At 68.9% G+C, this 12,980-nt stretch carries 13 protein-coding genes; 5 read left to right on the top strand and 8 right to left on the bottom strand.

All coding sequences use genetic code 11. The features are described from left to right. The first annotated feature begins 2 nt into the window (after positions 1–2). Both ACFVWL_RS13690 and ACFVWL_RS13695 read left to right on the top strand, forming a co-directional pair. Positions 3–1,232: an MFS transporter gene (locus tag ACFVWL_RS13690; protein WP_387183692.1), complete on the top strand. Its 1,230-nt coding sequence runs from the start codon at positions 3–5 to the stop codon at positions 1,230–1,232. 54 nt (positions 1,233–1,286) lie between these two features. Next, positions 1,287–1,898 carry an NUDIX domain-containing protein gene (locus ACFVWL_RS13695; RefSeq protein ID WP_387183695.1) on the top strand — a complete coding sequence of 204 codons (612 nt, stop codon included), beginning with the start codon at positions 1,287–1,289 and terminating at the stop codon, positions 1,896–1,898. A 10-nt stretch (positions 1,899–1,908) separates the two neighbouring features. Here the strand turns inward: ACFVWL_RS13695 and ACFVWL_RS13700 are convergent, their stop codons facing one another. From ACFVWL_RS13700 to ACFVWL_RS13710, 3 genes are all read right to left on the bottom strand, one after another. Beyond that, on the bottom strand, positions 1,909–3,114 hold the full coding sequence (locus ACFVWL_RS13700; protein WP_387183697.1) for a homoserine O-acetyltransferase: 1,206 nt from the start codon (positions 3,112–3,114) through the stop codon (positions 1,909–1,911). A 122-nt stretch (positions 3,115–3,236) separates the two neighbouring features. Then, a complete protein-coding gene (locus ACFVWL_RS13705) occupies positions 3,237–4,181 on the bottom strand; it encodes an endonuclease/exonuclease/phosphatase family protein (RefSeq protein WP_387183700.1) in 945 nt (314 codons plus the stop codon). Positions 4,182–4,305: 124 nt separating this feature from the next. Next, positions 4,306–5,628, bottom strand: a complete 1,323-nt coding sequence (locus ACFVWL_RS13710) for a bifunctional o-acetylhomoserine/o-acetylserine sulfhydrylase (protein WP_387183702.1) — start codon at positions 5,626–5,628, stop codon at positions 4,306–4,308. Between the two features lie 195 nt (positions 5,629–5,823). Between ACFVWL_RS13710 and ACFVWL_RS13715 the strand changes: the two genes are divergently transcribed. Genes ACFVWL_RS13715 through ACFVWL_RS13725 form a run of 3 tightly spaced genes read left to right on the top strand, consistent with a single transcriptional unit; the run spans position 5,824 to position 7,944 of the window. Then, entirely contained in the window at positions 5,824–6,606 is a 783-nt protein-coding gene (locus ACFVWL_RS13715; RefSeq protein ID WP_387183705.1) for an SDR family oxidoreductase, read from the top strand. A 2-nt stretch (positions 6,607–6,608) separates the two neighbouring features. Beyond that, complete coding sequence (locus ACFVWL_RS13720; RefSeq protein ID WP_387183708.1) at positions 6,609–7,322, top strand: uracil-DNA glycosylase; 714 nt, start codon at positions 6,609–6,611, stop codon at positions 7,320–7,322. Positions 7,323–7,326: 4 nt separating this feature from the next. Continuing rightward, positions 7,327–7,944, top strand: a complete 618-nt coding sequence (locus ACFVWL_RS13725) for a GNAT family N-acetyltransferase (RefSeq protein WP_387183711.1) — start codon at positions 7,327–7,329, stop codon at positions 7,942–7,944. A 66-nt stretch (positions 7,945–8,010) separates the two neighbouring features. On the opposite strand, the gene ACFVWL_RS13730 is transcribed toward ACFVWL_RS13725, so the two are convergent. From ACFVWL_RS13730 to ACFVWL_RS13750, 5 genes are read right to left on the bottom strand one after another with little or no spacing between them, the layout of a single operon-like run. Next, positions 8,011–8,808 (bottom strand): ABC transporter ATP-binding protein, encoded by a 798-nt coding sequence (locus tag ACFVWL_RS13730; RefSeq protein WP_387183714.1) that lies wholly within the window; start codon positions 8,806–8,808, stop codon positions 8,011–8,013. Then, positions 8,805–9,596 carry an ATP-binding cassette domain-containing protein gene (locus ACFVWL_RS13735; RefSeq protein WP_387183717.1) on the bottom strand — a complete coding sequence of 264 codons (792 nt, stop codon included), beginning with the start codon at positions 9,594–9,596 and terminating at the stop codon, positions 8,805–8,807. The genes ACFVWL_RS13730 and ACFVWL_RS13735 overlap by 4 nt, the downstream gene beginning before the upstream one ends. Next, entirely contained in the window at positions 9,593–10,462 is an 870-nt protein-coding gene (locus ACFVWL_RS13740; RefSeq protein ID WP_387183720.1) for an ABC transporter permease, read from the bottom strand. Before ACFVWL_RS13740 ends, ACFVWL_RS13735 begins: the two co-directional genes overlap by 4 nt. Further along, on the bottom strand, positions 10,459–11,409 hold the full coding sequence (locus tag ACFVWL_RS13745) for an ABC transporter permease (protein ID WP_387183723.1): 951 nt from the start codon (positions 11,407–11,409) through the stop codon (positions 10,459–10,461). Before ACFVWL_RS13745 ends, ACFVWL_RS13740 begins: the two co-directional genes overlap by 4 nt. Before the next feature lie 17 nt (positions 11,410–11,426). Further along, positions 11,427–12,947, bottom strand: a complete 1,521-nt coding sequence (locus ACFVWL_RS13750; RefSeq protein WP_387183726.1) for an ABC transporter substrate-binding protein — start codon at positions 12,945–12,947, stop codon at positions 11,427–11,429. Positions 12,948–12,980: the final 33 nt, after the last annotated feature.

Raw genomic sequence — 12,980 nt, forward strand, 5'->3', positions numbered from 1 at the left:
CGGTGAATCCCTCGACTGAATCGAGGGGTGCGGCGAAGTGGGCGCTCCTCTCTCTCGCCATCGGCAGCTTCGGCATCGGCATGACCGAGTTCGTCGTCATGGGCCTGCTGCCCAACATCGCCGCCGACCTGCTGCCCTCGCTGTGGGCGACCAGCCAGGAAGACGCGCTGAGCCAAGCCGGCTGGCTGATCTCGCTGTATGCGCTCGGCGTGGTGGTCGGTGCGCCGACCATCGCCGGCTTCGTCGCGCGCTTTCCGCGCCATCGGGTGATGATCGTGCTGGCGCTCGCCCTGACGCTGTTCAACGCCCTGACGGTGGTGCTGCCGACGTTCGAACTCGTCGCCGCGTCACGCTTCCTCGCCGGGCTCCCGCACGGCGCCTACTTCGGCATCGGAGCGCTCGTCGCCGCCGACGTGATGGGGCCGGGCAACCGCGCCAAGGGCGTGGCGTTCATCCTCACCGGCCTCACCGTCGCCAACGTCGTGGGCGTGCCGCTGGGGACATTCCTCGGGCAGCAGTGGGGCTGGCGCTCCGCCTTCGCCGTCGTGGCGCTCGTGTTCGCCCTCGCCACGCTCTGCATCGCGCTCTTCGTCCCGGAGCACCCCGGAGACCCCGGGCGCACGATGCGACAGGAGCTGCGGGTGTTCCGCATCCCGCAGGTGTGGTTCACGCTCGGCGTCGGCGCGATCGGCTTCGGCGGCTTCTTCGCCGTCTACAGCTACATCGCCCCGTTGGTGACGGAGGTGTCCGGTTCGCCGGAGTGGGTGGTGCCGATCGTCCTCGTGCTGATGGGGCTCGGGATGACAGCGGGAAACCTCGTCGGCGGTCACCTCGCCGACATCGATCTGCGCCGCACGCTGCTCTTCGGCCTCGCCGCGATGGCCGTCGTCTTCGCGCTGCTGGCGTTCCTCTCGTTCTGGATCGTCAGCCTGGCCGCAGTGGTGCTCGTGGTCGGGTTCGTTTCCTCCGTGCTGAGCCCGACGATCCAGACGCGGCTCATGGACGTGGCGGGCGACAACCAGTCCATCGCGGCGGCCATGAACCACTCGGCCCTCAACATCGGCAACAGCCTGGGCGCCTTCCTCGGCGGCGTCGTGATCGCCGCGGGATGGGGATTCACCGCACCGGCGTGGACGGGTGCCGCGCTCGCCGTGGCCGGTCTGCTGATCGCACTGCTGTCGTATCGTGTCGAAGGGCGTCGGCCCGCGGCAGCGGAGCTCGTCGCGTCGTAGTCGGTCGCGTCGTCGTTCGTCGCGTCGTCGTCGGTCGGGTCGTAGAGTGACGGGATGAGCGCCCTCGAGTCGTCCCTGCCCGTCGCCGGCACCGTCGTGGTGCTGCGGGCGTCGGACCCAGGGTTCGAGGTGCTGCTGATGCGTCGACCCGATCGCGGATCGTTCGCGGGCGCATGGGTCTTTCCCGGAGGCAAGGTCGAACCGAGCGACGTCCACGACGGGGACGACGAGTCCGAGAACGCACGCCGTGCCGCGATCAGGGAGACCCGCGAGGAGGTGGGACTCACCGTCGGCGACCTCGTGGTGATCTCGGAGTGGCAGCCGCCCATCGAGGCCCCCACGCGCATCCGGACCTGGTTCTTCCTCGCCGAGGCGAAGGAGGCGGAGCCTTCGCCCTCCGCCGACGAGGTCGTTGAGATCGCCTGGGTGCGGCCGGCGGAGGCGCTCGCGAGGCATGCGGCGGGGGAGTGGACGCTGTACCCGCCGACGTGGATCACGCTGCATCAGCTGTCGGTGTTCACCGACGTCGCCGCCGCCCTCTCGTCGGGTGGTGCGGCCCAGCTGTTCCAGACGCGGGTGCTCGACTCAGGATCCGGCCGCGACTTCGCCTGGGCGCAGGGGCGCCTCGAGGCGCGCGCTCTGCCGTGGCGGTTCGTCGAGACCTGAGCGGTCGGGCTCAGCTGTCGAGCAGACGTCGCAGGTTCGAGCCCACGGCCTCGGTCTCGATGAGGAAGCCGTCATGCCCGAAGTCGCTGGCGATGACCACGGCCTCGTCGTCGATGACGTTCGGGATGCTGCGGGCGATGCGCTGCTGTCCGTCGACGGGGAAGAGGCGGTCGCTGTCGATGCCGAGCACCAGCGTGGTCGCGGTGACGGCATGCAGAGCCTCTTCGACGCCGCCCCGACCGCGACCGATGTCGTGCGAGTTCATGGCCTCGACGAGGGTGATGTAGCTGTTCGCGTCGAAGCGGCGCGTGAACTTGTTGCCGTGGAAGTCGAGGTACGACTCCACGGCGAAGCGCCCGCCGTGACCGAGGGGCGACACATCCGACTGCCAGGACCGCTGGAAGCGCTGGTTGAGCTCGATCGGGCTGCGGTAGTTCAGCAGGGCCATGCGCCGAGCCAGCGCGAGCCCACGGTGCGGACCGTCGCCGTCGCCGAGGTCGTAGTACTCGCCGCCCTGGAACCGCGGATCCATCCGGATGGTCTCCAGTTGCACGGTGTTGAGCGCGATCTGGTCGGCGGTCGTCACCGGGTGAGAGGAGAGCACCGCGAGTCGCCGCACGCGCTCGGGATGCGTGGCCGCCCACTCCAGCGCGTGCATCCCTCCCATGGAGCCACCGATCACCGCGGCCCAGCTGTCGATGCCGAGGGCGTCGGCGAGGCGCACCTGGGCGGCGACCTGGTCGCGGATGGTGAGGTACGGGAAGCGGGAGGCCCACTCGTAGCCGTCGGGGGCGACGCTCGCGGGGCCCGTCGAGCCCTGGCAGCCGCCCAGCATGTTCGGGGCGATCACGAACCAGCGGTCCGTGTCGAGCGGAGCGCCGGGGCCCGTGATGCCCTCCCACCAGCCCGCAGTGGGGTGGCCTGCGCCTGCGGCGCCGCGCACGTGGCTGTCCCCGGTCAGCGCGTGCAACACCAGGACCGCGTTGTCGCGCGCCGCATTCAGCTCGCCCCAGGACTCGTACGCGATGCGGATGCCGGGGAGCTCTGCGCCGCTCTCGGTGGCGAAAGGGCCGAACGCGGCGAAACGGCGTCCGCCCACGGGATCTCCGTCGCGCCACGCGCCCGTCGCCGGCGGGCGGGCACGGAGCAGCCTGAGGTCGGCCTCCGCCACGGGCGCTGAGGGCACCGTGTCCTCGGAGGTCGTCTGCCAGTCCATGCCTCCATTCTCGCCTGGTCCGGGACCGGTCGCTGGCAGGTTACGACTCGATGTCCCTCCGGCGTTGCGGAGCCGGCCGATCGGGAGGGCGGAATCCCCGTACCCGGGTCAGCGCATATGAGTCAGCGCACTCGGGTGACCGTGGCGAGATGATCGCTGTTTCCGGCCCGCATGGTGCTCGACGTGACGACATCGAGTCCGCGCACGAAGACCTGGTCGATTCGCACGAGCGGGAAGGCGACGGGCCACGTGAACCCGAGCGTCCCATCGGTCGGACGCACCCCGTCGGCTTCCGCGCGCAGAGCGGCCAGACTCGGATCCGTCGACGGCGCGTTGAAGTCGCCGACGGCGATGACCGATTCCGCAGGGTCGGCGGCGATCTCTTCCGCGATGCCGCTCAGCATCGTGTCGCGGTCCTGCTGATGTCCCGGCCGCACCGACGCCGCATGCAGCACGTAGACGGCGACCGGAGCCGACGGAACCTGCACCTCGACGCGGAGCGCCCGCTTCCAGCTGAGCCCCAGTGTCAGCGGCTCGGCGTTCGTGAGGGGATACCGGCTCCAGACGCCGACGGTCCCCACCGTGTACGAATGCGGGTACTCGGTGGCGAGGGCATCCTGCGCCGCGGAAAGGCTGTCTCCGTCGAGCTCCACGAGGGCGATCACGTCGGCATCGCTCTGCGCCAGTTCGGTCGCCGACGCGGTGGCCCCACCTGATCGTGCCCGCACGTTCTGGCTCACGACCGTCAGCTCGGCCCCGGATGCCGACTCCGATCCCGTCGGTCCGGGAAGGGCGGGAAGCGCCGGTGCCATCGCGACGATCCACAGCAGGGCAGGGACGAGGATCAGGATGATCACCCGGCGCGCGAGGAACACTGCAGCGACCAGCAGGGAGAGAAGGACGAGCCCGAGCCAGGGGAGCGCAGCCGCGACCGCGGTGCCGACGGTCCCGGGGATCCACCCGCAGGCGACGACGAGCAGCATCACGACGCTGCCTACGGCGAGCCATCGCGCGGCGGCGGTCGGGCCTCGTCGGGCGCGCGGTGGTCGGTGTTCGACGTCGATCATGCTCTCCTCACGGCGGAATCCCATTCTGGATGGAACTGCCTGTGGGTCGGCCGGGTGAGGTCGTCACCCGCACGCGACGATGCCCCGGAACCCACGGCTCCGGGGCATCCTCGCGGTGTGCGCTTCAGGCGCGAGCGGCCTCCGACACGGCGCGAGCCGCGGCGAGAGCCTGCTCGAGGTCGGCCTTGAGGTCGTCGACGTTCTCGATGCCGACGGACAGACGGACCAGGCCCGGCGTCACGCCGGCGGTCAGCTGCTGCTCGGGCGTCAGCTGGGCGTGGGTGGTCGACGCGGGGTGGATGACGAGCGAGCGCACGTCGCCGATGTTGGCGAGGTGGCTGAACAGCGACAGGCTGTTCACGAACTCGCGTCCGGCCTCGACACCGCCCTTCAGCTCGAACGACAGCACGGCGCCGACGCCCTTGGGGGCGTACTCGTTCGCCTTGGCGTACCACGGCGACGAGGGCAGTCCCGAGTAGTTGACGGTCGCGACGTCATCGCGGCTGTCGAGCCACTCGGCGATCTCCTGGGCGTTCTGCACGTGGCGCTCGATGCGCAGCGACAGGGTCTCGACGCCCTGGATGAGGTTCCAGGCGCTCTGCGGGGCGATCGCCGATCCGAGATCGCGGAGCAGCTGCACGCGGGCCTTGATAATGTACGCGAGAGGGTCTCCGACCGCGGCGGTGTAGCTGGCGCCGTGGTAGGAGGGGTCCGGCACCGTGAGGCCGGGGAACTTGTCGACGTTCTTTGACCACTCGAACGTGCCGCCGTCGATGATGACACCGCCGATGGTGGTGCCGTGACCGCCGAGGAACTTCGTGACCGAGTGCACGACGATGTCGGCACCGAACTCGAACGGACGGATCAGGTACGGGGTGGCGATCGTGTTGTCGACGATCAGCGGGACGCCGTTCTCGTGGGCCACATCGGCGACGGTGCGGATGTCGAGGATGTTGATCTGGGGGTTGCCGATCGTCTCCGCGAAGAACAGCTTCGTGTTCGGGCGGACCGCGCGACGCCACTCCTCGGGGTCGTCCTGGTTCTCGACGAACGTGACCTCGATGCCGAGCTTCGCGAGTGTGTACTTGAAGAGGTTGTAGGTGCCGCCGTAGATCGAGCTCGAGGCCACGAAGTGATCGCCGGCCTGGGCGATGTTCAGGACCGCGAAGGTCGATGCTGCCTGGCCGCTCGCGAGCACGAGGGCTCCGGTGCCGCCTTCGAGCGCGGCGAGACGCTGCTCGAGCACGTCCTGCGTCGGGTTCTGGATGCGGGTGTAGATGTTGCCGAACTCCGCCAGGGCGAAGAGGTTGGCCGCATGGTCCGCGCTGTCGAACACGTAGGAGGTGGTCTGGTAGATCGGCGTGGCACGCGCCTTGGTGACAGGGTCGGGGGCAGCGCCCGAGTGGATCTGCTTGGTCTCGAAGCGCCAGGACTCGGGTGCGGACATGTGTTCCCCCAGGAGTGGTCGGAAGGTGGGATGGCGGATGCCGTTGCAGCGAGAGTACGGAATATCGGTCCGTGTCAACAACACGCGGGAAATGTGACGTAACAGAGCCGAGGCCCGGAATCACGCGGCTGAGTCGATCTGCGGCAGCCCCGTGGGGGAGTCCGCAATCCGTGGAGAACGCCGTACGGTGGAGGCATGGTGAACAGACGTGCAGTGGTGACAGGTGCGAGTTCGGGCATCGGCGCAGCGACGGTGCGTGCGCTCCGTGCCCGGGGATGGGAGGTCGTGGGAGTCGCTCGGCGCGAGGATCGACTGTCCGCGCTCGCCGCGGAGACCGGGGCATCGGCCATCGCCTGCGACCTCACGGACTCCGCCGCCGTCGAGGCGCTGGTAGGGGAGCTCGAGAGGTCGGGCCCGGTGCACGCTCTCGTGCAGGTCGCCGGCGGAGCCCGCGGCACCGACCGCATCGAAGACGCCTCGGTCGAGGACTGGCAGTGGATGTTCGACGCCAACGTGCTGGCCAGTCAGCGTCTCGTCGCCGGCCTGCTTCCGCTCTTGCGCCGTGCCGCAGCCGCGGACGGTCACGCCGACGCGATCTTCGTCACCTCGACGGCCGCGCAGACCGCCTATGCCGGGGGCGCGGGGTACAACGCCGCGAAGGCCGCGGAGGGGATGCTGGTGAAGGTGCTCCGTCAGGAGCTCAACGGCGAGCCCATCCGTGTGGTGGAGGTGGCCCCGGGAATGGTGCACACCGAGGAGTTCACGCTCAACCGCCTCGGCGGCGACTCCGTCGCAGCCGAGGCCGTGTACGCGGGGGTCGACGCCCCGCTCCTGGCCGATGACGTCGCCGACGTGATCGCGTATGCGCTGGAGTCACCCGGACACGTGAACCTCGACCTGATCACGATGCGACCGGTCGCGCAGTCCGCACAGCACCTGCTCGCTCGCGGTCCGCTGCGTGTGCGGTCCATCGACTGACGATGGCGCAGACCCTCGCCGAGCTCGCGGCGGACGGGCAGATCGATGTCGGATGGGCGGAGGCGCTGGCCCCGGTTCAGGACACGATCAGTTCTCTGGGGGACCGTCTTCGCGCTGAAGTCGAGGCGGGCCACGGCTACCTGCCATCCGGGGAGAACGTGCTCAGAGCGTTCCGTCGCCCCCTCTCCGACGTCCGCGTGCTCATCACCGGTCAGGATCCGTATCCCACGCCCGGGCATCCCATCGGCCTGTCGTTCGCCGTCGACCGTGACGTGCGCCCGCTGCCCCGCAGCCTGTCGAACATATACAAGGAGCGCGAGAGCGATCTGGGCATCCCTCCGGCACCGCACGGCGACCTCACCGCGTGGAGCGATCAGGGCGTCCTCCTGCTCAACCGCGTGCTCACGGTGCGCCCTGGCGCGGCGGCATCGCATCGGGGTTGGGGGTGGGAGCAGGTCACGGAACTCGCGATCCGCACCCTCGTCGCCCGCGATCAGCCGCTCGTCGCGATCCTGTGGGGGAAGGACGCGGCCAGTCTGCAGCCTCTTCTGGGCGATACGCCGGTGATCGCCTCGGCGCATCCCTCCCCGCTCTCGGCCCGCCGCGGCTTCTTCGGGTCGCGCCCGTTCTCCCGGGCGAACGCGCTGCTGGAGCACCAGGGGGCCGAATCGGTGGACTGGCGGGTGGAAGGCGAAGCCGTCCTCTCCCTAAGCTGAGCGCATGCAGTTCGAGCCCGGGGACCGTCGCCGCGTTCTGCCGCGCCATCTGCGGCCGGCGCCGGCGCCCGAGGTCTTCTCGTACACGATCCGCGCTGTCCGGCCCGCCGACCTTCCCCACGTGCGGGAGATCTACAACCACTTCGTGAGCAACTCGGCTGTGACGCTCGATGAGCGGCGCAGCAGCATCCCGTACTGGCGAGACAAGTACGCGTTGCTGACCCGGCTGCAGCTGCCGTTCCTCGTCGCGGTCTCGCCGGGCGGTGAGGTGATGGGCTACGCGCTCGCGCAGCCCTGGGCGGGGAAGAACGCCTACAAGTACACGGTCGAGGATTCGATCTACCTCGGTCCCGGTGCGGGGGGCAAGGGGCTGGGAGCGGCACTGCTGCAGGCGCTCATCGACGCCTGCGAGCAGATCGGCTTGCGGGAGATGGTCGCTGTCATCAGCGATCACGGTGCAGAGGCATCGATCCGACTGCACGACAAGCTCGGTTTCGTAGAGGCCGGGCGGATGGGGCGCGTCGGGTACAAGTTCGGCCGCGACCTCGGCACCGTCTACATGCGCCGCGCGCTCAAGCCCACGGGGAGGCGGCGGGGGACCCTGTTCGGCTCGCGGCGCTGAAACACCGGTGGTCGGCGTCCGGGCTTCGGGTCAGCGTCGGCCTTCGGTCAGCGCTGGGTCTTTCGGTCAGAGCCCACGGCTATCGGGGATCACGGGGATCGCCGCGAGCAGCCTCTTCGTGTAGTCCTGCGTCGGGCGCAGGAGTACGTCGCTCGTGGAACCGCGTTCGACGATGTGCCCGTCCTTCATCACGGCCACCGTGTCGCACAGGTTCTGCACCACGCCGATGTCGTGCGACACGAGCACGAGAGTGAGATCGCTGGTCCGTCGCAGCTCGATCAGCAGGTCCAGGATCTGCGCGCGCACCGTCACATCGAGTGCCGACAGCGGCTCATCGCCCACCAGGATGCGCGGGCGATGCACGATCGCCCGCGCGAGGGCGATCCGCTGCCGCTGCCCACCCGAGAACTCATGCGGGTACCGGTCGCCCATCTCCGGTTCGAGGCCGACCTGAGCGAGCACCTCACGAACCCGCGCGCGGTGGTCGCCTTCGATTCCCAGCGCCCAGAGCGGTTCGCGGACGATCTGACCGGCCGTCATCCGGGGGTCGAGCGACGCATGCGGGTCCTGGAACACGAGCCCGGTCTCCCGACGCAGCCAGTGCAGGGACTTCGCCGATGCCGTCGCGTCCACGGGGCGGCCGTCGACCGTGACGGTGCCGGAAGTCGGACGATCGAGCCCCAGCAGCAGCCTCACCAGCGTGGATTTACCCGATCCGGACTCACCGATGATGCCGAGGGACGATCCTTCGACGATGTCGAGGTCGGTGGGGGACAGCGCGGTCAGTGTGCGGGCGCGCTCGAACGCGGAGCGCTTCGGCGCGAAGAAGTCCCGTCCGAGTCCGCGCGCTTCGATCAGGCTCATTCGTCGCCCCCGTCCGGGCGCCACAGCGTCGCCGTCGCATCCCGCAGGAGCCCCTGGGTGATCGGAGAGGAGGGAGTGGACAGGAGGGTCGACACGGGCGCGGCCTCGACGATCCGCCCGTGTTCGAGCACGACCCCCTCGGTCGCGACCTGGCTGAGCACGGCGAGGTCGTGGGTGATGAAGACCAACGACATGCCCTCGTCGGCGACGAGCGCCAGCAACAGGGACAGGATCTCGGCCTGGATCGTGACATCCAGCGCTGTCGTGGGCTCGTCCGCGATCAGCAGCCGCGGACGGCAGGCGAGGGCCATCGCGATGGCGACGCGCTGCCGTTGGCCGCCGGAGAGCTGGTGCGGGTAACGGTCGACGATCGACTCGGGGTCGGGCAGCCGGACGCGGGCGGCTTCTGCGATCGCCCGCTCTCTGGCCTCGCGCTTTCCCAGCCCTTCGTGGATGCGGATCGACTCCGCGATCTGCCGACCGACTGTCCTGATGGGATTCAGGGCAGTGCGCGGCTCCTGGAAGACGATGCCGATGTCGTCGCCGCGAAGGCGGGCGAGCTCGCGATCCGGCATCCCGATCAGTTCTGTGCCGTTCCAGCGGATGCTGCCGCGCGCGTTCGCGCCGTCGGGGAGCAGGCCCAGCACGGCGAGGGCGGTAAGCGACTTGCCGGAGCCGGACTCGCCGATCAGCCCGAGTCGCGCGCCATCGGGTACGTCGAAGGAGACGCCGTCGACCACGCGTCGTCCGTCGATCTCGATCACGAGGTCGTGCACCGACAGAGTCATGCGACCACCCCCGGGGTGTGGATCTCGGCGGAGCGGTGGCGCAGGGTGGGGTCTGTCGCTTCGCGCAGACCGTCGCCCAGCAGGTTCAGGGCGAGCACGGTGATCGTGATCGTGAGTCCGGGCCAGATGACCGACAGCGGATGCACCCCGATGTACCGCTGGAGATCAGCGAGCAGAAGGCCCCAGCTCGGCTCGACCACGGAAGCGCCGAAGCCCAGGTACGAGAGGCCGGCTTCTGCGAGCACGGCCACGGCCATCGACCACGACAGCTGCACGATGAACACCGGAGCCACGTTCGGGAGCAGATGACGGACGAGGCTCTGAGATGGGGAGAGACCCGCTGCTCTCGCGGCGAGGACGAAGTCGCTCTGCTGCACGCGGCGGAGTTCCGGTCGGGTGACTCGCGCGATGTTGACGCCGAAGCCGATGCCGACCGCCCAGATCACGACCCACAGCGATCCACCCCAGACGGAGGAGATCATCATGGCGATCAGCAGCACGGGGAATGCGATCAGGATGTCGACGAGCACGGCGACGGTCTCCCGCAGCCAGCGGGCGGTCAGTGCTCCGAGGGCGGCGAGAGCGATGCCGACGATGGTCGCCACGATCCCCGCTCCCACGCTCACGAACACCGTCGTGCGCGCTCCCGCCATCAACAGGCTCAGGATGTCGCGTCCCGTGTCGTCGGTGCCGAGCAGGTGTGGCCAGCTCGGCGGGAGCCACCGATCACCGATGTCCGAGGCCTGCGGGTCGAACGGCGTCCAGAACAGCGACACGAGAGCGGTGACGGCGATCACGGCGACGACGATGACCCCGAAGCGCCCCGTCGAGGTGCGCCAGAGTCGGTCGAGCCAGCGCGGGATCATGCGGCCTCCCGCTGTCGGGGGTCGATGGCACGGTGCAGGAGGTCGACCAGGAAGCCGACGACCAGCACGAAGCCCGTGAGCACCAGGAGCTCGCTCTGCACCTTGATGAGGTCGCGCGTGCCGACATCGGCGACGAGCATGCGTCCGATCCCCGGGAGGGTGAACAACTGCTCGATCACGACCGATCCGACGATGATGCCGGCCACTTGAAGGCCGAGCACCGTGATGATGGAGAGGCCGACGGCGGGGATGCCGTGCTGGATGAGGGCTCGGGTGCGGGTGAGCCCCTTCGCTGCGGCGGTGCGGACGAAATCCTGCCCAGCGGCCTGCAGGGTCGCGCTGCGGACGAACCGCATGAGCATGGCGCCCTCGACGATCCCGATCGTCAGGGCCGGGAGCAGCAGGGACTCGATCGCCTTCCCCGGCGTCGACCAGCCGGTGCGCGGGAAGCCCTGCGGCGGGAGCCATCCCAGCCAGACCGAGAACACGACGATGAGCATCATTCCGGCCCACACCACGGGGACGGCAGCCAGCGTCTGGGCGCCGACGCTGAGGGCGGTGCCGCCGCGTCGGTTGCGCAGGAGCGCCGCCAGGATGCCGAACGGCACGGCGATGAGGACGGCGATCAGGAGCGACATGATGCCGAGCGGAACGGTGACCTGGGCCTTCAGGAAGAGCTCTTCGCCGACAGACGCGCCCGACAGCAACGAGGTGCCGAGATCGCCACGGAAGATCCCGCCGATCCAGTCGGTGTACTGCGCAAGCAGGGGGCGATTCAGCCCGAGGGATTCGCGAAGCGCATCGACCTCGGCGGGGGAGGCCTGGGTACCGGCGATGAGCTGGGCGACGTCGCCGGGAAAGACGCGAAGCGTCAGGAATATGAGCACGCTCGACACGAGGAGCCCTGCGATGAGCAGGGCTCCTCGGACGAGCGCGTAACGGATCACGAAGAGATGACCGCTCGCTACTTCTCAGCGGAGACGGTGACCCCGGCGAGGTTGATGCGCGAGTTGATGGAGTCTTCGGGGAATCCGGTGACGATCGGGCTCACTGCCGTGATGGTCTCACCGTTGTAGAGCCAGTCGGCGGCGTGGTCCTCGGATACGATGCGCGCGGCCTGTGCGAGCAGGTCGGCGGACTTCTCCGGGTCGACTTCGGCCAGCGCCTTCGCGTACAGCGACTGCACTTCGGCGTTGTCATAGCCGAAGTAGTAGTCAGGGTCGGCGAAGTTGCCGAAGTCGCGCGGTTCGACGTGCAGCACGAAGCTGAGGTCGTAGTCGTGGTTCGTGTAGACGTCTTCGAGCCAGGTGGGGAACTCCACCGCGTTCACTTCGAGGGTCACACCGACCTTCTTGAAGTCGGAGATCAGCACCTTGGGCACGGTCGTGCCGTAGAACGAGGGGATCGTGAGCGTCAGCTCCAGGTCCTTCTGGCCGGCCTCGGCGAGCAGGTCCTTGGCCTTCTCCGGGTCGTACGAGACGACGTCGGACAGGTCTTCGTAACCGGGGTCGAGCTCGGGGATCGGACCGTACAGGGGAGTGCCCGCGCCGACTGCTTCGATGAGAGCCTCATGGTCGATGGCGAGGCGCAGAGCTTCACGAACACGGACGTCGTCGAGCGGAGCCTTCTCGTTGTTGAACGCGAGCGTCGCCTTGTCGGTGGTGCGTCCCGTCGTCAGGCCGAAGTCGCCGGAGTCCTCGAGCTGCGGCGCGAGGTTCGGGTCGACGGCGGTGAGTACGTCGACGTCGCCCGCCAAAGCCGCGTTGACACCTGCGGTGAAGTCGGGGATGTACTGGAACTCGACCTGGGCGACCCCTGCTGGCTCTCCCCAGTAGGCGTCGTTGCGCGCGAAGGTGATGGTGCTGCCCTTGTTCCAGCGCGTGAGGGTGAAGGGGCCTGTGCCGTTCTCGGCCGTCTTGAGATCGGTCGTGTCTCCGGTCTTGAACACGAGGCCTGCGGGGCCGGTCAGGGCGAACAGGAAGTTCTGGTTCGGCGCGGACAGCACGATCTCGACCGTCGTGGGGTCGGGCGCGGTGATGGCCGTGACGGCGGCGAAGTCGGCGTTTCCCTGCGCGGTCGTGTCCGTGCGCACGGTCTCGTAGGAGGAGACGACATCGGCTGATGTGAGCGGCGTGCCGTCGTGGAAGACGACGCCGTCGTTGAGGGTGAACGTGTATGTGAGGCCGTCGGAGGAGACTTTGTAGTCGGAGGCGAGGCGGCCCTCGATCTCGTTGTCCTGCGTGCGGGTGACGAGGCCCTCGTAGATGTTGTCGATCAGGATCTGCTCGAGCGCGGCACCGCTGGTGTGGCGGATGTCGAGATTGGTCGGCTCGAGGACGAGACCGACGTGGAGGGTGGCGCTCGGGTCGGGGGTTCCCGGAGTGCTGCTGGGCTCGGGGTCGGTGGAGCCGGAGCATGCGCTCAGGATCACGGCGGTGGCCGCGAGCGCGGATATCAGCGCGAGACGTCGGGTGCGTCGGAACATGGGCGTTTCCTCTCGGTGCGGCAGGTGCTGTGT

It is taken from the genome of Microbacterium sp. NPDC058269 (assembly GCF_042881445.1).
GTDB lineage: Bacteria > Actinomycetota > Actinomycetes > Actinomycetales > Microbacteriaceae > Microbacterium.